The sequence below is a fragment of the Parvimonas micra genome, from assembly GCF_037482165.1.
GTDB lineage: Bacteria > Bacillota > Clostridia > Tissierellales > Peptoniphilaceae > Parvimonas.
In genome coordinates this window covers 72,395-93,052 of record NZ_CP148048.1, presented here as the reverse complement: position 1 = coordinate 93,052, position 20,658 = coordinate 72,395, and the positions used below count along the sequence as shown (strand labels likewise).

Here is a 20,658-nt window from a genome sequence, read left to right as displayed (position 1 = left end):
AATTACACCTCTTCTCTATTTATCATTAAAACATCAATTATCATTTTCTCAAGAACTTGACGTTGTGAAACTAAATGTTCCCTAATTCCCAATGTCTCACAACTCAAGATAATAGTATTAAGTAAATCATTGAGTAATTTCAAAGATTCTTCACAAATTTCTCCATAGTCATATTCATCTAGCATTCGTTTAAAATTTTTGATATAACTGTCCTGTAATTTTTTATAAAGTTCCTGTAAGTCTTCATCTTCCTTCATTGACTGCAAAAACATAACATATATTGGAATAAATATATTAGTAGAAAGTGCCCTATCAACAGTAATTTCAGCTAATAACTCTACACTTAAAGGCTTAGAAATTTCACATATCTTTTTTTCAATAATGTCTTCTCGATATTTACAACCTCTTAACATCAAATCGTATAGAATTTCAGTTGTACTTTTATAGTAGTGATACAAACCTCCTGTAGACAGTCCAGTAGCTTGTACTAAATCATACATACTTGTGTTTTTATATCCTTTTCTTGTAAAAACATCTAATGCAATATTTTGTATTTTCAATTTTCTTTCTCTTGATGTTAGTCGTTCTCTAGTCATTTTGCCCTCCTTACCGACATAACTCTCGGTAACAATAGATTAACACTAACTAACTTAATTGTCAATACCTTAATACTACAAAAATCATAATAAACAAATAAATAATAACTTTTTGTTCACATAAAAAAGACTACTTATCTACTTCCGATAAATAGTCTTCTCGTCCAATTTTTAAATTTTTCTATTTAAGAATTTCTTAGTTTTTCTAAAATTCTATCTCTCTTCATTTTCAAAACATTCATATCTTTAAATTTATAATTTCGTATTAACATAACATTAATTTTGTTTAAATTTTATTAAACCATATCATAATAACATATTCTATTCAATATATTCAGCATTTACTTTATATTATTTTAAAACAAAAACCTACTAATTAATATCTTAGTAGCATTTTTGTAAATTTATTATACACAACTTCTGACTTAATCCTCTCAAATTCGACCAAACTTAAGCTAATACTATATAAATTCACTAAACCAATTATCCAAAAAATTCATTTGTTCTTCAGTGTGAAAATAATGCTCTCCATTTTTCATAATAGTAAGACTAGAATTAGTTTTATTTGCAAAATTCGTCATAGTATCCAAAGAAGTTAGAAGGTCATTTTCTGCATAGAGAATATCTGTTGGTACATTCCATTCTATTGGATTATTCCTAACATAAGTAAGATATTCCCAAGACAAAGTTTCACTAAAGGATGTTGCAATTTCTTTTTCTTTATATAACTCTTCCTCTGAAACATTAGACATTTTCATCATATTTAAAATTAGTTTTTCCATATCTACAATTGGAGAAATAAACATAGCTTTTTTAATTTTTTTATCCGATAATGCAAGCATAGAATAATAAGCTCCCAAACTATTTGCTATTAAGTAAATATCATCATATTCAGAGACTATGGAATCAAAAAACTTTGAAAATTCTACCTTGGCATCCCAAGGAAATTCAGATTTGTAATCAAAGCCAATAATTTTATATTCATCACTAAAAAATTTTTTATAATGTTCTGCTTCAACAGAATTTCCGCCTTTCCCATGTATGTATATAACTGCATTTTTCATTATAACACCTCTATTTTTTATAAAATTCGGGATTAAATACAATTGTTCCATATTTTAATTTAGGTAATTTAATTATCTCATCATATAATTTATTAACTTCTTTAAACGGCTTAATAGATAAATGTTCTATATTTTCAAGACTTAAAAGTGGAGTGTAATCCTTACTTTTTACAATACTTGTAAAAAATCTAAAAAATCTTAATTGCTTCATATCTTTCAAAAAATCAATAGAATCTATATGAATATTTTTCGGAGCAAAGCAATCCCCCTCAATTGTAAGACTTTCCAATTTTTTAAGTTTTGTAAGTGGACTATAATCGTCAATTTTTTGAAAATTTTCAACTGTTAAAGTTACTAAATTTTCTAATTTCGAAATTGGTTCAATACTTCCCACACTTGAACCTGAGCCTAAATGCAAATATTCAAGATTTACAAGATTTGAAATCTTAGAAATATCAGGATAAACTCCCCACTTAATATATAATTTTTTAAGATTTTGTTGTGAACAAACCGCATTAAACAACTCTTGTGGCATTCTTGTACAAAATGTAAGTTCTGTAAAAGCCGTTGGATTTTTAATTAAAAAATCACACCATTCATTTACAACATTTTTTCTTGACTTTGCAGTTTTGTACTTTGAATTAGAACTATCATCCAATTGAGTACAATTTATTATAATTGCACTTTCTCCATTATATTCAGAAACCTCTACAATACTTCTAGGTCTATTTTCATTTTTGAAGTAATAATCATAACCGTATATTAATTGTTTTTCATTTAAAACCATTTTTTACTCCCTTCTATTTAAGAAGATTATATCTAAATTTTCATTGCTAATACTTTATTATGATTATATCATAAGTATATATTTCATTCAATTTAAGTTGATATGCTTGTGAGCTTATGAGATTTAGATATTTTAAGTATCTTCGATACATTTACTTTTGCTAAAGCAAAAGTATGAGATCTTTCGACTACACTACGTTTCGCTCAAGATGACGTATAAGGAATAAACTTTGATTATGGGCTTAACGTTAAAAGTAAATAAACTTCAAATATTATTAAAAATGAATTTAAAAATTGCATAAAAAATAATATAATTCACGCGACGATATCAAGCAAAACAACGCCTCTAACACGTCATCTCGACCGAAATGAGTGAAACGAATGGAGCGAATCTAGCCCTAACTTTGTTTACTTGTAAACAAAAGTAGGTCTGACGGGGTAATTGTATCTTTAGATACAATTACTCTGGAAATCTCATATTTTATTATAGAAAAAGATGATATTTCTATCGCCTTGTAATTACTTTTTAATAAATAAAATTCAAACTCTATACAGCAAAAAACAGTAAATCTTACGACTTACTGTTTAAAAGAATTCTTTAAATTCTTCTTTAAATTCTAATATTTCATCTTCAGGAAGATGATGTATATAGTCATTAACGTCATTTGAGTCAGTATAACCACTTAATATTTTATCCGGACAATCATAACCAAGTTTTTTTGCAACATGTACTGCAAATTCGTTAAATGCATTTCCAACAGCTGTTATAATATTTCCATCTTCAACTACCGACTGTGGTAAAAAATTTTTTTCTTCAACGAAAGCAAATGATTCTCTCATTTCAACAAATAAAGAATCCGTATATTTTTTACCTTTCAACAAACCTGCTTGTGCTAAAAATATCGGACTGGAGCAAATTGCACCAATAACAAAACTATCATCATTTACAAAGCTTTCTAAAAATTCTTTGATTTTTTTATTTCGTATTGGTTGTCTTAAGTCGCTACATCCTGAAAGAATCAGGCAATCATAATCATCTTTACAAAACTCAGAACAAGTTTTTACCGGATTTATCAAAATTCCTTCTTCACTCCTAACGGGGCTTAATTCTGTATATATTACATCGGTAAAAGTATCAAAATACCAACGAAATACATACATTAGATTTGCAACTTCTTGCAAACTAAAATCAGGATAAACCAATAATGCAATTCTTTTTTTCATTTCCTATACCTCCATTTTTTTCTTTTTACCTATACATAGCCAATTCTATGCTATCCATGTATTGCCCTAATGACATATTGAATTTCTTATAGTCTGCATATTTGAACTCATCTGTTGCACAGGCAACGGAAACTCTTACAGTTTGTAATTGATTAAAGAATGTTATCATTAATGGAACTTGAATAATCTTTGAAACTCCTCTAATAGTCATTGTTCTTGCTTCATCCAATTGTAAAATTTCTTCTTTTGAATTGATATTCACCTTATTATTATCAACTAGAATTTCTACATTATCATAATATTCGTATGCTAAACTAACTGCTTTACAAATATTCTCCCAGCCAACTTTATATGTCAAATTATATTCAGCTAAAAGCCAATCATTTTCTTTTTTTACGCCCAATAATAACATAATCTCTTCTCCTCCAAATTTATTTAAACTTAAATAAGTCCTTCAGCATTCATACGAATTGCATAGAACTCCTGAAATGTATCCGGCTCATTTTCTATTGTTTCTTTCATTTGAATCAACTTTCTTTTTCCAACTCGTCTATCTAAAATCGCAAAAATTCTTACTAGTAAATTTTCACTTTTTAGGCTTATTTCTATGCTTTGATTGTCAAATTCTGCAAAGGCTTTATAAAAACAACGTTGGTCAAATACTCCCAATTTTAAAGCTGTATCGTCCATAAATGCATTTTCTTTTTTCATTCTTTCTTCGTATTTTTCATCTTTAGGAAATAAATCGGCTTTAAACCAGTTATTCCAAAAACAACCTTTGATGATTTCTTTTCCGTCATATCTTATTGCTGTTCGTCCCTCATGATCTGGACTTTTGCTATAAGTTGTAGCAAAATATTGAATATGCCCTTGTAGGCTTTCAGCAAGATATTCTTTTTCAAGTTTTTTCCTTATACCGCTCCAACTAGCCAATATTATATCCCCCTTTTAAATGAATTTTATTTATTTTCTGTATTCTTTGGCTTGAAAAAAGTTTTTCCCCAACCAATTAGCGAAGCCCCAAGATATCCTATTGTGTAATTTATAAAGATATCTCTATAAGCAGATTTTGCCAAAGGCTCTCTAAGTCCAGTTAGCCAAATATATCCAAACACTAATAAAAGAGTTGGAATGTAGATTATGATAGCCTTTAGCCAATAATTTTTAAGTTTCAAATTTTTAATCAATATATATGCAAGAACTATTATAAATACAATAATCGCTCTATCAATTTCATGCCAATTTCCATTTGGGTCTTCATACTTTCCATTCAAAAGATACAGCACACTATTAAAAATAGTCGCAATGGTATATAGCACCGAGTAAAGAAAAGTAGCCTGTTTTAACCAATTATTCCATATATATTTCATAATTCTACCTCCATAAATTTAAATTTATTTTCATAAGAATTAAAGAACTTTAACAACCATGATGCAGTTTTCTCCTTTTACTAGTAAAATTATATCAATTGTATAATATATAGTTTATATCATAAATTTTATATTAAAACTATACTTTTTCTTTTTTTAAATATTTAACAAACCAAGATATTGTATTTTCCCATGATATAACCGTTTCATAATATATATCATCTGTTTTATTCTTTTTATAGCGGAGATTTGGAAGATATGGAATTGTATTCATATGTCCTAACGCTGTAGTTAATACAATATTCTTTTCGCTAGATCTTATATTTTTCATAATGTTGATTGAAGCTCTATAAGAATCCCATATTTCATCTTTTGTAGATGTAATTAATAGAAGAGGGCAAGTGATGCTTTTTATATCTATAACTCCAGAATTATCAGTACTTGATTTTTTTATTAACATATTCATAATAAAATCCTTTATCTTAAATGGTTTATATTCTATTTCTTCACCACCATATGTCCAAGAAGAATGCTTAGAATTTCTTTTTCCTTTTAATCCTTCATAAACCCTGTCACTTGGAGAATTTAAAACTGCACATCTAATAGCATTGTATTTAGATAGAAACATTAATCCATACTCAGCACCCTTTGACCTACCATAAATTCCAATTTTGGAAGAATCAACAAAAGATAGCTTTTGTAGATACTTTAATGCCTCATCAATATTTTCAAGTGGTATTCTATCTAAATTTGAATTTTGGTTATTCATCCCAAAATAACTTATAGCTAATGTTGTAAAGCCATGATTAGCTAATAACATCGCAATGTTTTGTGCTTTTTCAATTCCTCCATCACTACCTGATAATACTATAATAGCTGGCTTTTTGTTATTATCATTTTTATAAAACATTCTTCCTTGCCAATTTTTTCTGATTATATCATAATAATCTATATTAAAATCTTTATAAAATCTATTAAAGGTTGTTTTAGCAAGTAATTTTTCATCCGACATAATTGAAATTTGATAAGTAACAACATCATTTAAAGGTAATTTTTTTAAGTCTCTAATACGTTTTTTATTAGTAATTGATACAGCTTTGAGAGATTCAAATAACCCCATATTTCTAAAACCTATATAATCTCCACCTTTAGACGGTGAATTTTTAAGAGATACAGTACCATTTGAATCACTGAGAAAAACAGCCTCAGCCCTCCAAAGCGTATTTTCTGACCAACTCATAGGAGCATTGATATTGTAAAAACAACTTGTTTCTAAAATAATTTTAACTTCTTCAAATCTTTTTAGTCCTTGAATACATATATTAATCTTTGAATCCATAATTTTATTACTATCTTCGATTATTATTTTACAGCTCATCATATCCCTCCCAAACAATTACAATATCAGACATTAACTCACTTAATTGTTCAAAAAAATAATCATCATATTTACTAAAAATTATCTTCAAATTTTTTTCAATTTTTTTATGCTCTTCATCGTGTTTAGCACATACTATTTGTCCCTTTGTGGTTAGCTCAAGCACAATACTTTTCTTATTAATCTTATTTTTTTTGACACATTCTTTTTTTTCCAATATATTAACTACTTGCGAAATTGCGCTTCGGCTTATATTTAATTTTTCAGCATATTCAACAAGTGTATAATTAGGATTATGTTCAGCCATTTTTAATAAATGTACTTCTGATAAATTTAAGTCAAAAATTTTATGTTGTTTGTATTCTAAACTATGATATAACCTTATGAAATTTTGAAAATCATATAAAAATTTTTCATAATTCATTTTATCATCTCCTTTTGTTAACCTACTTAACAAAATAACATAATTATCCAAAAATGTCAACTACATATTAATATTATATTCTTATTTTCATGCTATTTTTTCTAATCATCCAAATATTTTATGATTTTTACCTATTATATTACTTTCCTACTTTAGATTATATTATAAAAAAAGAGGATTCTCAAAATTTATACAAAGAGATCCTCTATAAATTCAAATTTATTTTATTATATTTTGACTATTTTCTAAAAATAGAAATCGGAACAAAATTTACATAAATAGAAAGGCCAATGCAAATTAATACATTTTTAGAATCTCCAGGCATTGTCTCTAAAAACATTCTCCAACTAGTATTGGAAAAATAGGAATTATAAATTATAGCGGAATATATAAAATTAATAGAACATAATGCAGTTATCAACAAACTTATCCTTTTAAAAACTATGAAATTTTCATCTCGAAATTCCTTAACACGACCTATTAAGGCAAAATTAATTCCTGCAATTGCAATTATTAACCACATATCTGCCTCCTAAAAATATTTTCTTATTATTTTATATTTTACATCATATTTATTGATATTTCAAATATAAAAAAACAGTAAATCATATTGACTTACTGTTTAAATCATTTTTCTATTTCTTATCTCTAAAAAGTGGAATCGCATTTACTAAAATTGACATAAAAACGCAAAACCATAATATCTTACTAACAGTTGGAATAACATCCATAAGTGCACTCCAATCTTCTTTAAGGACATAGCTTGAAGCTTCAGAATAAAATGCACATACAGTCAATGCTGTTAGTGATAAACTTATAAACCCTAACCATTTTGAATTTTTATTATTAAATGAAAATACAATATTCAATACTGCAAAAATTATCGCTCCAATACCAATTATTAACCACATATTTGCCTCCTTAAATTCCACTTTTATTTGCTAATTTATATTTTACATCATATTTATTGATAATTCAAATATAAAAAAACAGTAAATCATATTGACTTACTGTTAAACTGCTGTATTTTAGCTTGAACAAAACCAAATTTATAAATCTCTACGCAAATAAATCATATCTACCAATTGGATACCGTCTTCATATATTGGTTGATTATAATTATCCGTAAAAAAATTTTTGACAATATGCGAGCGAGAAAATCCACATTTCAAATAAAAATCAATAGTTTTAGGACTATCTCCCGTACCAACTTGTAATGTAGAAAATTGATTTTTATATTTAATAACAACAAAATCAATTAGAATTTTTCCGTAACCCATTCTTTGAAAGTTAGGGTTTGTAGCAATATTTTTTATTTCAAGAACTCCATTTCCCTCATCAGTAACTACACATTCAGATTTAACACCATTATCCTCTAAAATAAACATTATTCCTCTATCAATATATTTGTCAATCATATCTTCTTGTTCATCAGCAAGAAGCAGAAGCTCCATATACTGCTTTTTGTTTTTTCTAATTTCCAATATCTTCATAATTTTATCCTACAATCTCAACTTATTTCATATTTTATATTCATCATCACATTATTATACATATTTTTCAAACCTAGACTGTTCAATTACCTTATCTCCAAGCAAAGTAATTGCCTTTTGTGGACATAGACTTATACATCTATAACACATTGTGCATTTGTTTTCAGGAACTGCCTTTTTATCTTTTATGCGGATATTTTTCATCGGACAAACCCTACTACATAAACCACAACCATTACAATCATCGTTTATTTTTAATTTATCAGTATATCCCATAGTTTTCGATAAAACCATAATCTTTGACCAAAAAGTCCCTTCAAATGTGATATGAAAGATAGTCCTTCTCTTGGATATTTTCCATTTTTAATCTGTTCTGCAACTTCTTCTAATCGCTTATCTGCATTTTTTACTATTTGCCTATTTTCTTCAATAGATTTTTTCAAAAGCTTACTGTCGCAAACGGAGTCAGGCATTTTTATCTGTATGCCTCCCAGACTTTCTGCTCCATATTTTTTTAAAATTCTTGCAGTACATCCCGCTCCATCTCCACTGAAAAGTCCCATTGTATTTATACAAAAAACTTTTTTACCTTTCCAAAGAGAACTATTTTTCTTAATAAAATCTCGTACCATAAATGGAGCATTGGAAAATTGAGTTGGGTAGCCTAAAAAAATTACATCCTCTTCTTTTAATAAATCTATAATCAGTGGAAATTCTAAAGGAACACATTTTGACTTATCATCTATCAAATTTACAAGTTTTTCAACACAATGTTTCGTGTTTCCTGTTCCACTTAAATAAATGCCTATCATATATTCCTCCAATGAATTCTAATCTACCAATTTTACTTTTCTATATCATCTAAAAATTCTTCTACTTTTTCCAAATATGCTTTTGGCTGATCCCTGTGAATGTCGTGCATAGAATCGAATCCCTCAATTAAAGTACTACCTTTAATCAATTCATTAACACGCTTTGCATCTTTTTCATCCATTGCAGAAAGCAAAATTCCATCTTCACTATAATATGAAGGAGCTGTATTTTTTGGTGCCTTTACATGAAAAATACAAGTCGGAACCTTAATTTCTTTCAATAATTCTTCTTGTTTAATTCCCTTAAAGAAACTGAAATCATAGAATGTATCCCCAAATCTTAAGTCATAATCGCCCGTTTTATCTTGTAAATTCGCAGTTAATTGCAGTAAGGTATTAATTCCTAACTTTGGTGGATAATACCAAATAACCGGTATTTTAGTCTTATCCTTTTGAAATCTTTTCATTGCAGGTTTAGCTACAATTTTATCCCAATTATCTTCTCCATTTTTATTAAACAGTTTTCGCATCGGATCATTTTTTAGATCATGTTCAAAATAAGTAGTATTAGGTTTTTCAGTTAAATAATTGTGAATATTTTCGAAATTTTTATAAGAAAATGTATTTCCAGCACGTCCTTTTTCTGTTGCAAAAAATGGTCCGTCTTCCAAAATAATCGCTTTTACATTTTGTGGAAATTTAGCACCGATATATGCAGTAATTAAGGCACCTGAAGAATGCCCCGAAATAATTGTTTTTTCTCCAATTTTTTCTTGAATAAATGATGCAATATCGGACCCTATGCTTTCAATATTATATAAATCAGGATTTTTACTTGACTTTCCATGTCCATAATAATCAAGTGCAAATACATGATACTTTTTTACTAATTCAGGAAATACAGTACGATAATCTTTCCAATCTACCATTTGTCCATGTAATAATAAAATAGCCGGACCATTATTTGGACCTTCAACATAATTTATTACATTCCCATTTTTTAGATTAAATTGTTTTTCTTCCAAGCCTAAACTTGAAGCCTTGTTTTTCCTGAACTTTTCACCAGAATAGTCATAATTTAGATTATAAATTGCATAGATTGCAACAGAAACAATTACAACTAAAAGTATTATCACTATAAATTTTAATATCTTAATCTTCATCGCTTAAATCTCCTTGAATATTCATCAAAACTTTTGTTGCCACATCTCCATTCATAATGGCTAACCCTCTTCTTTCATCTCCAAGAATTAATAAATTATCTCCAGTTTCTATGGAGAAAATTTTTCTTGCCTCTTTTGGAATAACAATCTGACCCTTAGATCCTACCTTTGCAGTCCAAGCATGTAATTTTCCATCTTTTTTACTTTTCATAATTACCTCCGTATAATAAGTATGTTTTTTCATACTTATTATACTACATTGAAATTAAAAAAGCAAATCACAATAAAAAAACAGTAGCTTTTTAATTTCTACTGTTTAAATAAATTTATCTTCTTTAAATATTTTCTCCTTTTATAAGCAGATAGCTCTTTTATTGCAATGTTTAAAGATAGCTTTGATTTTTTCTTTTCTTTTAAAGAGCCTACAAAGACAATTTTCTGGTTAGGTAATTTTAATATATATGTCGTATATAAAATTGCCTGTGGTTGTGGAAATTTAATCTCCAATTCTCCTTCTTGGATTTTAATTTTTTCATTTCTCATTTTTAAAATTGCATAATCATCGTATAATTCAAGCTCTGCTTCTTCATCTTCTCTACTCCAAAATTTAAAGACAATCCAAGTAGATAAAAACATGGTAACTGGAATTAATAAGAAAATCAAATAAATAGCATGGTTGGGATGTTCTTTAAAATACTGTAACTCATTTGTACTTACAATTCCAGAATAAATAAGGAACTCATAATAAAGAAAAAAACCTACTGCTATTCCAATTATAAGCATAATATATAACATAATCGGAGTATTTTTATTATATCTAAAATTTATTTTTCTCATTTTAAATTCTCTTCCTTATATAATATAAAACATTTGTTAATCTATATTTTACATTATATTTAGCAATATTTCAATTTTATTTTATAAAAAACAGCAAGTCAATTTGACTTGCTGTTTAGTAATTTAACTTATATTTGATTACTTTTCAATTATTTTTGATTCTTTACCATTAACCATAATAGCTTGATGATTATTAATAGGACATATCTTCAAATCTGAAAATTTCTTTAAAATAGTAGCAGTAATTTTCTTGAATGGTGAAGTAAGATAATGAGGTAAAACATAGAAATCAATTAAATTAAGTCCATTATCATCAATTTGTGAATAATCTTCTGGTTTTTCATCCATTATTTCAATATAAGATATACTTGGTGCACATATAACAGAACCAGCTGATTCTCCAATCATAAGTTTACCTTTTTTTAGTTCTTTTTTTAATAATTTATCAACTCCTGTTTTACGCAATTGGTCAATAAGGAAAAATGAATTACCACCTGTAAAATAGATAATATCCGTTTCTTCAAATACAGCTTCTATTGTTTTAAAATCTTCCTTTGAAATATCAATTTCTGTTAGATTTGCTCCCATTTTTTTAAATAGTTTTCTTGCTGACCCTACATAACCAGTATAACCCTCATTTATTGAAGCTGTTGGAATAAAAACTACTTTTTTATTTTCAATTTCTTCTTTAATTAAATTCCCAACTTGAGAAAAATGTGAACATAAAAATAAATTCATACTTATACCCTCCTAAAATTTTAATACAAGATTATAATTATAGTTTACACTTTATATTTTACATTATATAAGCTAATATTTCAATTAATTCCACAATAAAAAGGACTGTGAAATCAGATTCACAGTCCTATTTTAATATTAGTTTATTAATATAAGAATTATAATTTATTACAACAATAATCAATTATGCAATGGTCTTCAGCACCATTCGTACAATGTATTTTTAATTTTTATCTTTCTAATTCTTTTTTCAACTTTCTTAACTTAAATCCACAGTGAATAAAAATATATAAATATACAAAGAAGAAAACCATAAAAATTCCTCCGAAATATATATCTATACTTCTATGTGTATCTTTGACGAATTTCGAAAATTGAGGAATAAGAGTAACTAAAAATATAATAAATAATGGAAACATCCTAGTCTTATAAATATGATTAATCATATTTAACTTAGATTGAGAGTCTGAAAATATTTCTTTTTCTGATTCTGTAATACTATTTGTATTTACTTTTCTAAAATAATTCCATCCTAAACCTGAACATAAATATTCCCAACCATAGTCCTTATACATTTGTATATAATCTCCTGAAGCTTTTTTATTTTCATAGTCTAACTTATAAATTACTTCCTCAGAATTACATTCTTCAAAGACAAAAAAACAAGGTGGTATAAAATTAACTAACTTCCAGCCGCTTTTATGATTATTCTCTAACCATTTTTCTTCATCTACATAGTCACTAACTGTAAAAAACCTTATTTTTGTTTTTCTTCTAGCCATAATATTCATCTCCAATGCTATTTTTATACAATCTTTTTATTCTTTCCAATTCCAAATTTAATATTTCTCTACCTATTTCAGTTATTAAATATATTTTTCTTTTTTCTTCTTCTCTAACAAAACTTATAAGTCCGTCTTTTTCCATTTTCGACAAAGTTCCATACATTGTTCCCGGACTGATAGTTATTTCATTTTGAGTCATTTTTTTGACTTCCTGACCTATACCATATCCATGATTAGGAACTTGTAAACTAAACAGAATATAAAAAGCAGTTTCCGACATAGGCGCATATATTTTCTTTAATTTTAAATCCATATTTAACTCCTTATATCAAACTATTGTGTATCGTATCTCGATGTATATATAGTATATCACACCTCGATATATGTGTCAACATTTTTTTGATCTTTCTTAAATCTCCCCACAAAAAAACAGCCGATTCCTCGGCTGTATTAAAAACTATTTTCTTGATGCTTCAAATATGCTTTGAATTGAGCTGTCTAACATTTTGTCAAATTCTTCCCCAGTTTGATTTACATTAAGTCCTTCTGTTAAAGCTCTTGAGAAACTTGCTATAACTCCGTGGTTTTTAGCAAGAAGTTCATTTGATTCTTCTCTTGAATATCCACCTGAAAGAGCAACAACTCTTACAACTCTCTTATGATCAACTAATTCTTTGTAGAAGTTAGGAATAGTTGGTAAAGTAAGTTTTAACATTACTTCTTGTCCTTCTTCTAATTTATCAAGTTCTTTTAAAATTTCTCTTTTTAAAATTTCTTCGCATTTTTCCTTTTCTGCTGAATTTATATCAACTTCAGGTTCAACAATTGGAACAAGTCCACCTGCGATAATTTGTTTTGCAAAGTCGAATTGTTGATCAACTACTTTTTTGATAGCTTCTTCATTTGCTTTTTTAATTACTGAACGCATTTTTGTTCCGAAAACTCCATATTCAACACCTTTTTTTACAATTTCAGCTAAATTTGGAATTTCTTTCATAAGTTGAACACCATTTTTTTCTTCTGCTAAGCCCTTATCAACTTTTAAAAATGAAACAATGCCTTTTTCATTCCATAAATAATCCGGAGTGAATTTACCGTTAACTTTTCTTTCCATTGTCATTTCAAATAAAATCGCCCCTAATATACGTTCTTTAGTAAAAGCCTTTGAAGTAACAATTCTTGTACGCATTTCGTGAATTAAATCGAACATTTCAGCTTCATTTGAATAAGCATCTTCATTTACACCATATAATCTAAGTGCTTTTGGTGTACTTCCACCACTTTGATCCAAAGCTGCTATAAAACCTTCATCGTTTTTGATTCTGTTAAATTTTTGTAAATCCATATCTTCGCTCCTTAAAAATTATTAAGTAAATTTTACTCTAGCTATATTTTATCATATTTAAAGTAATTTAACAAACTCATAAATTATTTATTTTTTAATATTTTTTTACTTAATTGGTATAAAAAAGCAACTATCATCTTGATAATTGCCTTTTAATAATTTATTTACATTTTTAATATACTCTCAGTTAGAACTTTTGAAAAATTTATACCCAACCTTGTTCCTTTATCATTCGCCCATTTAGGTATTGATAAAGTCTTTTTAACTAAAGATGTATCTTTTAGAAATTTTTCTAAATCTATCTTTATTAAAGTAACAAATTCATCATTCTTTGTCTTTACATTTTTTATTGGAGTGGCTTTTGGTAGCTCAATTCCTCTTTCTACATATTCAGATAAAACAAGTCCTAATACTTCTTCTGCCATTGAAATACCAAAAGAAATATCATCGATATTTATTCCTGTATAAGCTTCTTTTATATCTACACTCTCAATAAAATAACCTTGTGGACTTTCTTTTTTAAATACAAATGGATAAACTACAAACATAAAATCACTCCTTAAATTTTCAAATACAGGACTATTTCTTTAGTCCTGTATCTTTTAAGATTCTCTGCTCAAGACCTTTTCCTAAATCTTGGTTCCCATGAACTGGCACTACAATTATTGCACCATCTTTTTCTAAAATATGATGCGAGCCCTCTTGCCTTAATTCTTTCCAACCATTTTTCTTTAGGAGCTTAAGCATTTCTTTCCCAGTAAGTGGCATGTGCACTCTACCTCCTTACGTAATATATTGTAACACGTGTTATTACGTAAGTCAAGTTTTTGTATATAAATCTATTTATATTTAATTTTATGTAAAAGTATAATTAAAACTAAAACAAATGAAATGCTGTTGGCAAAAATAAGTGCAAAGTCTTTTATAATCAAACCATGGATCAACCAAAGAAAAATTCCAGTTGTTTGCATAAGACACATAATTAGTGAAAGAGATTGTGTATTTTTATCTTTTATTACCTTTATAACTTGCGGTGCAAACGCAAATGTTGTAAGGCAAGCAGCTACTATTCCTATCATAAAACCTCCTAATATCTCATTTAATGATTTTACCATATTTTGACTATAAAATACAACTTGACAAATGAACTTATTTAATATAGTATAGACTAAATAGATATATTATTTTGGAGGTTAATATGGAATATAAAACACTTTTTCCCGAATTTGAATCATTCGACAAAGGACATCTAAAAGTTGATGATGTTCACGAAGTTTATTACGAACAATCAGGAAATCCAAATGGAGCCCCAGTTGTATTTGTTCACGGCGGGCCAGGTTGTGGTTGTGGCGACAAATCTAAAAGATTTTTAGATCCATCTTTTTATAGAATAGTAACAATTGATCAAAGAGGTTGTGGTAAAAGTAAACCATTTTTGGAATTAAAAGATAATAATACACAAAATCTTGCAAAGGATATGGAAAAGATAAGAGAACATTTAAAGATAGATAAATGGCTTGTTTATGGTGGTTCTTGGGGAACTACTCTTTCCTTATACTATGCAGAAAATTATCCACAAAGTGTTGTAGGTTTAATTCTTAGAGGCATTTTCTTGGGAAGAGATGAAGATATTAAGTGGTTGTATCAAGGTGGAGCAGGAATGTTTTTCCCTGAGACCTTTGAAATCTTTAAATCTCCTTTTAACGAAGAAGAGAGAAAAGATTATGTTCAAAGTTATTACAAATACTTAACTTCAGATGACTATGAAACAAAGAAAAAATACGGAAAGTCTTTTAGTGCGTTTGAAAATTCAGTAGTTGCTCTTGAACCGAGAGTTATTTCAGAAGAAATCACTGATGAAGATATTTCAATGGCGATTATGGAATGCCACTACTTTGTAAATCATTGCTTCTTTGAAGAAAATTACATTTTAAATAATGTTGAAAAAATAAAGGATATTCCTACAATAATAGTTCATGGTAGATATGATGTAGATTGCAGACCTATTGGAGCTTATTTATTGCATGAAAAACTAAATAATTCAAAATTGATTTTCCCTATCTCAGGTCATACTTCTTTTGATCCTGCAATGACTCATGAGCTTATTTTAGCACAAGAGGAATTTAAAAAACTTTTTTAGATTTCTCTAAATAAAGGAGGTAGCTATGGAAACAAAAAACACTTTACCAAAAATAGTTTTTACACTATCTTTGATTTCATTTTGTATCACAATACTATTATTTTCTGTAAATTATTTTACAGACTTAGTAGATAATTTAGATGGTATATATTTTCTTGTATTATCTATGACAACTCTTATTTTACTTGCATTTTCAATGTATTTTACAAGAAAATTAAGTAAAATTTACTCTATAATAAATGTGATTCTTTTCTTAATTACATTTAATATTAAACACATAATGACTTTTTTATTGGTCTTAGGAGGTAAGATATGAAAAAGAAAATCTATCTATGATAATTTATTTATTTGGTACTGTGGTAGAAATAATTTTGTTACTATATGTAAAATCCTTTAAAACTGGACAAGGAATTCAACTTTCTAATTATCTTAAATATTTTGGACTGATTTTCCCACAAGTAATGGGAGCAATTGGTGCTTTTTATTCAAGACATGCAAAAATACAAATATTGTGGTTATTCTTAAATATAGGTTTAATGCTTTCCGCTCTTTACTTTTATGCAGCATTCATTGAAGTAGTCGGCTAGGAGAAAAAACTTACTTATTAATATAAATAAGGAGGTCAATATGGTATCAAATAAAAATTTACCAAAAATAGTTTTTACACTATCTTTGATTTCATTTTGCATCACAGCTTTCTGGGGTGTTACAGTTCACTTTTCAAACTTAAATGTAAAAATTTTATTGGCTTTACAACCTATAACTTTAATTTTACTTGGATTATCAATGTATTTTACGAGTAACTCTAATAAAATTTACTCTATAATAAGTTTAATTCTTTTCTTGATTACATTTAATCTTGAACATATAATGTATTTTATATTGGTTTATGGAGTTTTAATATGAAAAAAGAAAATTTATCAACAATACTTTTTTTAATTGGCGCCGTAGTAGAATCAGTTCTATTACTATATGTAAAATCCTTCAAAACAGAACAAGGAATTCACCTACCAAATTATATTGGATACTTAGGATTCTTTTTCCCACAGATAGTTGGAGCAATAGGCGCTTATTTTTCAAGATATGCAAAAACTACAGGTTTATGGATATTTTTAAACTTGGGGTTAATATGCTCAACTGCATACTTTTACCTATCATATCTTGAAGTAATTGATTAGGAGAAAATATGTTAAAAAATGATTATATAATGAGAAAAATTGAAGAATGGATAAGTATGATTTTAGAATTTGTCTTTAAAATCGACAAAAGTTCTTCGCCTGAAAAACTATTAAAATTAGAAGAAAGCAAGGAAATTTTAAAAAATTTAAAATCAAAAATCGACAATGGAAATATAAATGAAGCTGAAGATTCTTTATTTAAAATGTTGAAATATAAAACTCAAGATAGTTTGTTAATAGGTCTCCTTTTTTACTCATATCTCAACGAAAAAGATTCTAAATTTTTAAATGAACATGATTTTGAAAGAGATGAGATAAAAACAGGAATAAAAGACTTATTAAAAGAATTTAATATGAATAATTTATCAGACTTGATTTAGAAATATTTTGACAACATGGAGGTATTAATGTTTAATCAAATTAAATACGAAGGTAGCTTGGGAGAACAATACTCTTATTTAATAAAAGATTTGTATGAATTATGCAATAGCGAAGAAAATACAATAGCTAATTTATCAAACGCTTCTGCCCTATTAAATTTCTTTTTAGAAAAAATTAATTGGGTCGGATTTTATCTTTTAGATGAAAAGACAAACACTCTAGTTCTTGGACCTTTTCAGGGGCTTCCTGCCTGTGTTAGAATACAAAACGGAGAAGGGGTTTGTGGAACAAGTGCAAGTCTTAAAAAGACTTTGAATGTTGAAAATGTTCATAATTTTGAAGGACACATTGCCTGCGATGGAAAAAGTAATTCAGAGATTGTTATTCCTATTTTTAAAAACGAAAAACTTTTTGGAGTTTTGGATATAGACTCCCCTATTTTTAATAGATTTTCAAAGGAAGAACAAACTTATCTAGAGGCATTTGTCAAACAGCTAGAAACTCACATATAGGAGGTAAATATGAAAAAACTTTTTAAATTTTTTCTATTCTTATGCTTGTGTTTAGTCGTCTTAATTCAATCTTTAATCTATCATTCTAAAAAGAATGAAATAGATACTTATGAAAATTATGTCTTAGTGCTTGGAGCTGAGGCAAATAATGGAAAACTTTCAAAAACATTGATTAATAGACTAGATACTACTGTAGAATATTTAAATAAACATAAGACTGCAAAAGCTGTTTTATGTGGAGGAAAAGAAAAAAATAATGAACTTTCTGAAGCAGAATTTATGCAAAAATATTTAGTAGAAAAAGGAATTAATAAAGAAAGACTTATCGTTGAAACAAAAAGCAAGAATACTTTTGAAAATGTAAAATTTGCATTAGAAAAGCTAGATAAAAAGCCATCAGAAATAATGGTAATCTCTTCAGACTATCATTTATTTAGGGCAAAACTTATTCTTTATAGATTTGGAATTTTAGCAAGGACTGTTCCAGCAAAGACTCCATTTGGGGCAGTTATAGCTTCAAATGTTAGAGAGACTTTAGCAGTTGTAAAGACTTTTCTATTTGATAAACCTACAGCAGAAGATATAAAAAATTTACATCAAAAGAATAATTAAATTTACGATTTAACCTATATAGTATAATAACACTCTAAAAATGACTTCTTAACACAAAAATTTTCAAAAAAAGTGTTGACAAAGTATAATAAAAGTTATATAATATTTAGGTAATCGTATCGGGGTGTAGCGCAGTTTGGTAGCGCACGTGGTTTGGGACCATGGGGCCGGGAGTTCGAATCTTCTCACCCCGACCAATTCCTATGGGTTTTACTCATAGGAATTTTTTTTTATGTAAAAAATTTTAAAAATTTTTTCTTTTGTTTCAAATGCAACAGATTTTCAATACAAATTATGCTATAATATTATTAACATAAAAAATAAATCATATATAAAATTATTAAATTGATTAGAGAAAAGGAGAAATACTATGAAATTAGAAAAAAGTACAAAAATTGGTGAATTAGTTGAAAAATATCCAGAAGTTAAAAACTTCTTAAAGACTTTAAGTCCAGAATATTCAAATCTTGATAATCCAGAATTATTTGCAATGATGAAAGATATTGCAACTCTTGAAATGATTGCTATTAAAGGTGGATTTGAATTTGACGAATTAAAAGAAAAGTTAGAAAACTTTATTAATGCTTAAATGCATCCATACTAAGACAAAAAAGCAGGGACTTCCCTGCTTTTTTACTTTGGTAAAACAATATGGTTTATTAAATATCATATATAAAACGAAATATTTCACGTCATAGCATTTTGAGAAGAAAAGCCACCAACACGTCATCTTGAGCGAAGTCGAAAGATCCCACTACTATTATTTGTTTACAAATAATAGTAAGTCCTGTAAAGGACTTGTATAAAAACTATAATATTTATATAATTCATATGAAATTATCTTAAAGACTTTTAATAAATAAGTCTTTTACATTGTATGTATCTTCGATACATTTAGTTTTGCTTGTTTGCAAGCAAAACTATGAGATTTCTCGACTTCGCTCGAAATGACGTATAAAGAAATAACTTCGATTAGCAGATAAACGTGAACAGTAAATAAACTTCAAATATTGTTAATTTTTATGCTATGAGATTTCAGGAGTCAATGTATCAAAAAAGCAGGGATTTCCCCTGCTTTTTACTTATATTTTTTATTCTTTTTCCATAAATTTATACATTGCTATTGAACTTGCAATTGGTAAATTAAAGCTATCTATGTCTTCGCTCTGTTCTATGAATACGGAAGTTGTTCCACTTAAGTCAAAGTTTTCAAGTCCATGTGATTCGTTTCCGAACATCAATGTAAAAGGCTTTTTAATCTCTACATTTTTTAGAGACACTGAATCCTTATTTAAAATGAAAGAGTAAATATTATTTTCTTCAAAAGTTTTTTTGTAGTCTTCAAAATTTTTAAAAATTTCTACATTCATTTTAAAGATTGCTCCCATTGAAGCTCTAACAGTTTTAGGATCAAAAATATCACAACCGTCTATTATTGCAATATTTTTAAATCCGAAACCCAATGCAGTTCGTAAAATTGTCCCTAAATTTCCCTTATCTCTCGGCTCACATAATAGTATGTGATTGTCTTTTTTTATCTTTGCAAAGTTTTTTTCAAAAACTCCAATAACAAATGTGTTTTCTTTGTTTTGAAGTTTATTTACAATTTTATCATTATAAATTAAATTAATTCCTTTTTCATCACAAATTTTTTCAAGACCTGCTTTGTCGTCATATTTTGAATGTACCAAAACTGATATAATCTTGTAATTTTTTGACTGTAAAAGCTCAATCGTTGGGAAAGCTCCCATTGTGTATGAAAAATTCAAATCTTTTTTATATTTACAAAATTCCATAAAATTTACCTTAATTTTCTTGAA

At 27.4% G+C, this 20,658-nt stretch carries 34 protein-coding genes and 1 tRNA gene; 10 read left to right on the top strand and 25 right to left on the bottom strand.

Translation table 11 applies throughout. The features are described from left to right. Positions 1–2: 2 nt before the first annotated feature. The 24 genes from WFJ11_RS00475 to WFJ11_RS00360 all read right to left on the bottom strand — a co-directional run bounded on the left by WFJ11_RS00475 (position 3) and on the right by WFJ11_RS00360 (position 15,094). The gene (locus tag WFJ11_RS00475) at positions 3–596 is read right to left on the bottom strand and encodes a TetR/AcrR family transcriptional regulator (RefSeq protein ID WP_004832653.1); all 594 of its coding nucleotides are present in this window, start codon (positions 594–596) and stop codon (positions 3–5) included. A gap of 461 nt (positions 597–1,057) precedes the next feature. Further along, positions 1,058–1,660 carry an alpha/beta hydrolase gene (locus WFJ11_RS00470; RefSeq protein WP_338817443.1) on the bottom strand — a complete coding sequence of 201 codons (603 nt, stop codon included), beginning with the start codon at positions 1,658–1,660 and terminating at the stop codon, positions 1,058–1,060. A gap of 10 nt (positions 1,661–1,670) precedes the next feature. Further along, positions 1,671–2,447, bottom strand: a complete 777-nt coding sequence (locus WFJ11_RS00465; RefSeq protein ID WP_338817442.1) for a leucine-rich repeat domain-containing protein — start codon at positions 2,445–2,447, stop codon at positions 1,671–1,673. Between the two features lie 584 nt (positions 2,448–3,031). After that, a complete protein-coding gene (locus WFJ11_RS00460) occupies positions 3,032–3,670 on the bottom strand; it encodes a DJ-1/PfpI family protein (RefSeq protein WP_338817441.1) in 639 nt (212 codons plus the stop codon). 25 nt (positions 3,671–3,695) lie between these two features. Further along, positions 3,696–4,082: a hypothetical protein gene (locus WFJ11_RS00455; protein ID WP_338817440.1), complete on the bottom strand. Its 387-nt coding sequence runs from the start codon at positions 4,080–4,082 to the stop codon at positions 3,696–3,698. A 29-nt stretch (positions 4,083–4,111) separates the two neighbouring features. Further along, positions 4,112–4,603 carry an SF0329 family protein gene (locus WFJ11_RS00450; RefSeq protein WP_338817439.1) on the bottom strand — a complete coding sequence of 164 codons (492 nt, stop codon included), beginning with the start codon at positions 4,601–4,603 and terminating at the stop codon, positions 4,112–4,114. Positions 4,604–4,629: 26 nt separating this feature from the next. Then, positions 4,630–5,040 (bottom strand): DUF6608 family protein, encoded by a 411-nt coding sequence (locus WFJ11_RS00445; RefSeq protein WP_338817438.1) that lies wholly within the window; start codon positions 5,038–5,040, stop codon positions 4,630–4,632. A 139-nt stretch (positions 5,041–5,179) separates the two neighbouring features. Then, a complete protein-coding gene (locus WFJ11_RS00440) occupies positions 5,180–6,418 on the bottom strand; it encodes an acyl-CoA thioesterase/bile acid-CoA:amino acid N-acyltransferase family protein (RefSeq protein WP_338817437.1) in 1,239 nt (412 codons plus the stop codon). Continuing rightward, the gene (locus WFJ11_RS00435) at positions 6,408–6,842 is read right to left on the bottom strand and encodes a MarR family transcriptional regulator (RefSeq protein WP_324000037.1); all 435 of its coding nucleotides are present in this window, start codon (positions 6,840–6,842) and stop codon (positions 6,408–6,410) included. Before WFJ11_RS00435 ends, WFJ11_RS00440 begins: the two co-directional genes overlap by 11 nt. A gap of 238 nt (positions 6,843–7,080) precedes the next feature. Further along, the gene (locus tag WFJ11_RS00430) at positions 7,081–7,365 is read right to left on the bottom strand and encodes a hypothetical protein (protein WP_313961328.1); all 285 of its coding nucleotides are present in this window, start codon (positions 7,363–7,365) and stop codon (positions 7,081–7,083) included. A gap of 112 nt (positions 7,366–7,477) precedes the next feature. Next, entirely contained in the window at positions 7,478–7,753 is a 276-nt protein-coding gene (locus WFJ11_RS00425; protein ID WP_338817436.1) for a hypothetical protein, read from the bottom strand. A 138-nt stretch (positions 7,754–7,891) separates the two neighbouring features. After that, positions 7,892–8,335 (bottom strand): GNAT family N-acetyltransferase, encoded by a 444-nt coding sequence (locus tag WFJ11_RS00420; protein WP_338817435.1) that lies wholly within the window; start codon positions 8,333–8,335, stop codon positions 7,892–7,894. 54 nt (positions 8,336–8,389) lie between these two features. Continuing rightward, positions 8,390–8,611 carry an EFR1 family ferrodoxin gene (locus WFJ11_RS00415; protein WP_338817434.1) on the bottom strand — a complete coding sequence of 74 codons (222 nt, stop codon included), beginning with the start codon at positions 8,609–8,611 and terminating at the stop codon, positions 8,390–8,392. Then, positions 8,590–9,147, bottom strand: coding sequence for an EFR1 family ferrodoxin (locus WFJ11_RS00410; protein WP_338817433.1), 558 nt, complete (start codon positions 9,145–9,147; stop codon positions 8,590–8,592). Before WFJ11_RS00410 ends, WFJ11_RS00415 begins: the two co-directional genes overlap by 22 nt. Positions 9,148–9,179: 32 nt before the next feature. Beyond that, positions 9,180–10,310, bottom strand: coding sequence for an alpha/beta hydrolase (locus WFJ11_RS00405; RefSeq protein WP_338817432.1), 1,131 nt, complete (start codon positions 10,308–10,310; stop codon positions 9,180–9,182). Beyond that, a complete protein-coding gene (locus WFJ11_RS00400; protein WP_338817431.1) occupies positions 10,300–10,521 on the bottom strand; it encodes an AbrB/MazE/SpoVT family DNA-binding domain-containing protein in 222 nt (73 codons plus the stop codon). The genes WFJ11_RS00405 and WFJ11_RS00400 overlap by 11 nt, the downstream gene beginning before the upstream one ends. Positions 10,522–10,619: 98 nt before the next feature. Next, positions 10,620–11,147: a hypothetical protein gene (locus WFJ11_RS00395; RefSeq protein WP_338817430.1), complete on the bottom strand. Its 528-nt coding sequence runs from the start codon at positions 11,145–11,147 to the stop codon at positions 10,620–10,622. 138 nt (positions 11,148–11,285) lie between these two features. Beyond that, positions 11,286–11,885 (bottom strand): Type 1 glutamine amidotransferase-like domain-containing protein, encoded by a 600-nt coding sequence (locus tag WFJ11_RS00390; protein ID WP_293440511.1) that lies wholly within the window; start codon positions 11,883–11,885, stop codon positions 11,286–11,288. Positions 11,886–12,115: 230 nt separating this feature from the next. Further along, positions 12,116–12,667 (bottom strand): DUF2812 domain-containing protein, encoded by a 552-nt coding sequence (locus WFJ11_RS00385; protein WP_323988530.1) that lies wholly within the window; start codon positions 12,665–12,667, stop codon positions 12,116–12,118. Then, complete coding sequence (locus WFJ11_RS00380) at positions 12,660–12,983, bottom strand: PadR family transcriptional regulator (protein WP_009354962.1); 324 nt, start codon at positions 12,981–12,983, stop codon at positions 12,660–12,662. The genes WFJ11_RS00385 and WFJ11_RS00380 overlap by 8 nt, the downstream gene beginning before the upstream one ends. Before the next feature lie 144 nt (positions 12,984–13,127). Further along, a complete protein-coding gene (locus tag WFJ11_RS00375; protein WP_338817429.1) occupies positions 13,128–14,015 on the bottom strand; it encodes a fructose bisphosphate aldolase in 888 nt (295 codons plus the stop codon). Positions 14,016–14,179: 164 nt separating this feature from the next. After that, positions 14,180–14,563: a HicB family protein gene (locus WFJ11_RS00370; protein ID WP_324000053.1), complete on the bottom strand. Its 384-nt coding sequence runs from the start codon at positions 14,561–14,563 to the stop codon at positions 14,180–14,182. 31 nt (positions 14,564–14,594) lie between these two features. Beyond that, positions 14,595–14,783, bottom strand: coding sequence for a type II toxin-antitoxin system HicA family toxin (locus WFJ11_RS00365; protein WP_324010486.1), 189 nt, complete (start codon positions 14,781–14,783; stop codon positions 14,595–14,597). Between the two features lie 71 nt (positions 14,784–14,854). Then, positions 14,855–15,094 (bottom strand): SemiSWEET transporter, encoded by a 240-nt coding sequence (locus WFJ11_RS00360; protein WP_338817428.1) that lies wholly within the window; start codon positions 15,092–15,094, stop codon positions 14,855–14,857. A gap of 119 nt (positions 15,095–15,213) precedes the next feature. Here WFJ11_RS00360 and pip point away from each other — a divergent pair, with 119 nt between their 5' ends. The 10 genes from pip to WFJ11_RS00310 all read left to right on the top strand — a co-directional run bounded on the left by pip (position 15,214) and on the right by WFJ11_RS00310 (position 19,427). Then, a complete protein-coding gene (pip, locus tag WFJ11_RS00355; protein WP_338817427.1) occupies positions 15,214–16,155 on the top strand; it encodes a prolyl aminopeptidase in 942 nt (313 codons plus the stop codon). A gap of 25 nt (positions 16,156–16,180) precedes the next feature. Beyond that, the gene (locus WFJ11_RS00350; RefSeq protein ID WP_338817426.1) at positions 16,181–16,471 is read left to right on the top strand and encodes a hypothetical protein; all 291 of its coding nucleotides are present in this window, start codon (positions 16,181–16,183) and stop codon (positions 16,469–16,471) included. A 16-nt stretch (positions 16,472–16,487) separates the two neighbouring features. After that, positions 16,488–16,742: a hypothetical protein gene (locus WFJ11_RS00345; protein ID WP_338817425.1), complete on the top strand. Its 255-nt coding sequence runs from the start codon at positions 16,488–16,490 to the stop codon at positions 16,740–16,742. A gap of 40 nt (positions 16,743–16,782) precedes the next feature. After that, a complete protein-coding gene (locus WFJ11_RS00340) occupies positions 16,783–17,061 on the top strand; it encodes a hypothetical protein (RefSeq protein ID WP_338817424.1) in 279 nt (92 codons plus the stop codon). Next, positions 17,058–17,333 carry a hypothetical protein gene (locus tag WFJ11_RS00335; protein ID WP_338817423.1) on the top strand — a complete coding sequence of 92 codons (276 nt, stop codon included), beginning with the start codon at positions 17,058–17,060 and terminating at the stop codon, positions 17,331–17,333. Before WFJ11_RS00340 ends, WFJ11_RS00335 begins: the two co-directional genes overlap by 4 nt. An 8-nt stretch (positions 17,334–17,341) precedes the next feature. Beyond that, entirely contained in the window at positions 17,342–17,713 is a 372-nt protein-coding gene (locus tag WFJ11_RS00330; protein WP_009354355.1) for a DUF6483 family protein, read from the top strand. Between the two features lie 27 nt (positions 17,714–17,740). After that, positions 17,741–18,226, top strand: coding sequence for a GAF domain-containing protein (locus tag WFJ11_RS00325; protein WP_338817422.1), 486 nt, complete (start codon positions 17,741–17,743; stop codon positions 18,224–18,226). 9 nt (positions 18,227–18,235) lie between these two features. Next, positions 18,236–18,838: a YdcF family protein gene (locus tag WFJ11_RS00320; protein ID WP_323988536.1), complete on the top strand. Its 603-nt coding sequence runs from the start codon at positions 18,236–18,238 to the stop codon at positions 18,836–18,838. Between the two features lie 120 nt (positions 18,839–18,958). Beyond that, positions 18,959–19,035, top strand: a tRNA-Pro gene (locus tag WFJ11_RS00315). A gap of 173 nt (positions 19,036–19,208) precedes the next feature. After that, complete coding sequence (locus WFJ11_RS00310) at positions 19,209–19,427, top strand: DUF1858 domain-containing protein (protein WP_009354846.1); 219 nt, start codon at positions 19,209–19,211, stop codon at positions 19,425–19,427. Between the two features lie 502 nt (positions 19,428–19,929). Here the strand turns inward: WFJ11_RS00310 and WFJ11_RS00305 are convergent. Next, entirely contained in the window at positions 19,930–20,634 is a 705-nt protein-coding gene (locus WFJ11_RS00305; protein WP_338817421.1) for a TrmH family RNA methyltransferase, read from the bottom strand. Between the last annotated feature and the right edge of the window lie 24 nt (positions 20,635–20,658).

Excerpts from the sequence above, each read along its gene's own strand:
- WFJ11_RS00320 (WP_323988536.1), top strand. The coding sequence starts at position 18,236 with ATGAAAAAACTTTTTAAATTTTTTCTATTCTTATGCTTGTGTTTAGTC.
- WFJ11_RS00390 (WP_293440511.1), bottom strand. The coding sequence starts at position 11,885 with ATGAATTTATTTTTATGTTCACATTTTTCTCAAGTTGGGAATTTAATT.
- WFJ11_RS00330 (WP_009354355.1), top strand. The coding sequence starts at position 17,342 with ATGTTAAAAAATGATTATATAATGAGAAAAATTGAAGAATGGATAAGT.
- WFJ11_RS00405 (WP_338817432.1), bottom strand. The coding sequence starts at position 10,310 with ATGAAGATTAAGATATTAAAATTTATAGTGATAATACTTTTAGTTGTA.
- WFJ11_RS00385 (WP_323988530.1), bottom strand. The coding sequence starts at position 12,667 with ATGGCTAGAAGAAAAACAAAAATAAGGTTTTTTACAGTTAGTGACTAT.
- WFJ11_RS00335 (WP_338817423.1), top strand. The coding sequence starts at position 17,058 with ATGAAAAAAGAAAATTTATCAACAATACTTTTTTTAATTGGCGCCGTA.
- WFJ11_RS00310 (WP_009354846.1), top strand. The coding sequence starts at position 19,209 with ATGAAATTAGAAAAAAGTACAAAAATTGGTGAATTAGTTGAAAAATAT.
- WFJ11_RS00360 (WP_338817428.1), bottom strand. The coding sequence starts at position 15,094 with ATGATAGGAATAGTAGCTGCTTGCCTTACAACATTTGCGTTTGCACCG.
- WFJ11_RS00305 (WP_338817421.1), bottom strand. The coding sequence starts at position 20,634 with ATGGAATTTTGTAAATATAAAAAAGATTTGAATTTTTCATACACAATG.
- WFJ11_RS00415 (WP_338817434.1), bottom strand. The coding sequence starts at position 8,611 with ATGGGATATACTGATAAATTAAAAATAAACGATGATTGTAATGGTTGT.
- WFJ11_RS00430 (WP_313961328.1), bottom strand. The coding sequence starts at position 7,365 with ATGTGGTTAATAATTGCAATTGCAGGAATTAATTTTGCCTTAATAGGT.
- pip (WP_338817427.1), top strand. The coding sequence starts at position 15,214 with ATGGAATATAAAACACTTTTTCCCGAATTTGAATCATTCGACAAAGGA.
- WFJ11_RS00325 (WP_338817422.1), top strand. The coding sequence starts at position 17,741 with ATGTTTAATCAAATTAAATACGAAGGTAGCTTGGGAGAACAATACTCT.
- WFJ11_RS00340 (WP_338817424.1), top strand. The coding sequence starts at position 16,783 with ATGGTATCAAATAAAAATTTACCAAAAATAGTTTTTACACTATCTTTG.
- WFJ11_RS00470 (WP_338817443.1), bottom strand. The coding sequence starts at position 1,660 with ATGAAAAATGCAGTTATATACATACATGGGAAAGGCGGAAATTCTGTT.
- WFJ11_RS00370 (WP_324000053.1), bottom strand. The coding sequence starts at position 14,563 with ATGTTTGTAGTTTATCCATTTGTATTTAAAAAAGAAAGTCCACAAGGT.
- WFJ11_RS00395 (WP_338817430.1), bottom strand. The coding sequence starts at position 11,147 with ATGAGAAAAATAAATTTTAGATATAATAAAAATACTCCGATTATGTTA.
- WFJ11_RS00440 (WP_338817437.1), bottom strand. The coding sequence starts at position 6,418 with ATGAGCTGTAAAATAATAATCGAAGATAGTAATAAAATTATGGATTCA.
- WFJ11_RS00460 (WP_338817441.1), bottom strand. The coding sequence starts at position 3,670 with ATGAAAAAAAGAATTGCATTATTGGTTTATCCTGATTTTAGTTTGCAA.
- WFJ11_RS00400 (WP_338817431.1), bottom strand. The coding sequence starts at position 10,521 with ATGAAAAGTAAAAAAGATGGAAAATTACATGCTTGGACTGCAAAGGTA.
- WFJ11_RS00425 (WP_338817436.1), bottom strand. The coding sequence starts at position 7,753 with ATGTGGTTAATAATTGGTATTGGAGCGATAATTTTTGCAGTATTGAAT.
- WFJ11_RS00375 (WP_338817429.1), bottom strand. The coding sequence starts at position 14,015 with ATGGATTTACAAAAATTTAACAGAATCAAAAACGATGAAGGTTTTATA.
- WFJ11_RS00345 (WP_338817425.1), top strand. The coding sequence starts at position 16,488 with ATGATAATTTATTTATTTGGTACTGTGGTAGAAATAATTTTGTTACTA.
- WFJ11_RS00435 (WP_324000037.1), bottom strand. The coding sequence starts at position 6,842 with ATGAATTATGAAAAATTTTTATATGATTTTCAAAATTTCATAAGGTTA.
- WFJ11_RS00350 (WP_338817426.1), top strand. The coding sequence starts at position 16,181 with ATGGAAACAAAAAACACTTTACCAAAAATAGTTTTTACACTATCTTTG.
- WFJ11_RS00445 (WP_338817438.1), bottom strand. The coding sequence starts at position 5,040 with ATGAAATATATATGGAATAATTGGTTAAAACAGGCTACTTTTCTTTAC.
- WFJ11_RS00410 (WP_338817433.1), bottom strand. The coding sequence starts at position 9,147 with ATGATAGGCATTTATTTAAGTGGAACAGGAAACACGAAACATTGTGTT.
- WFJ11_RS00475 (WP_004832653.1), bottom strand. The coding sequence starts at position 596 with ATGACTAGAGAACGACTAACATCAAGAGAAAGAAAATTGAAAATACAA.
- WFJ11_RS00455 (WP_338817440.1), bottom strand. The coding sequence starts at position 4,082 with ATGTTATTATTGGGCGTAAAAAAAGAAAATGATTGGCTTTTAGCTGAA.
- WFJ11_RS00365 (WP_324010486.1), bottom strand. The coding sequence starts at position 14,783 with ATGCCACTTACTGGGAAAGAAATGCTTAAGCTCCTAAAGAAAAATGGT.
- WFJ11_RS00420 (WP_338817435.1), bottom strand. The coding sequence starts at position 8,335 with ATGAAGATATTGGAAATTAGAAAAAACAAAAAGCAGTATATGGAGCTT.
- WFJ11_RS00380 (WP_009354962.1), bottom strand. The coding sequence starts at position 12,983 with ATGGATTTAAAATTAAAGAAAATATATGCGCCTATGTCGGAAACTGCT.
- WFJ11_RS00465 (WP_338817442.1), bottom strand. The coding sequence starts at position 2,447 with ATGGTTTTAAATGAAAAACAATTAATATACGGTTATGATTATTACTTC.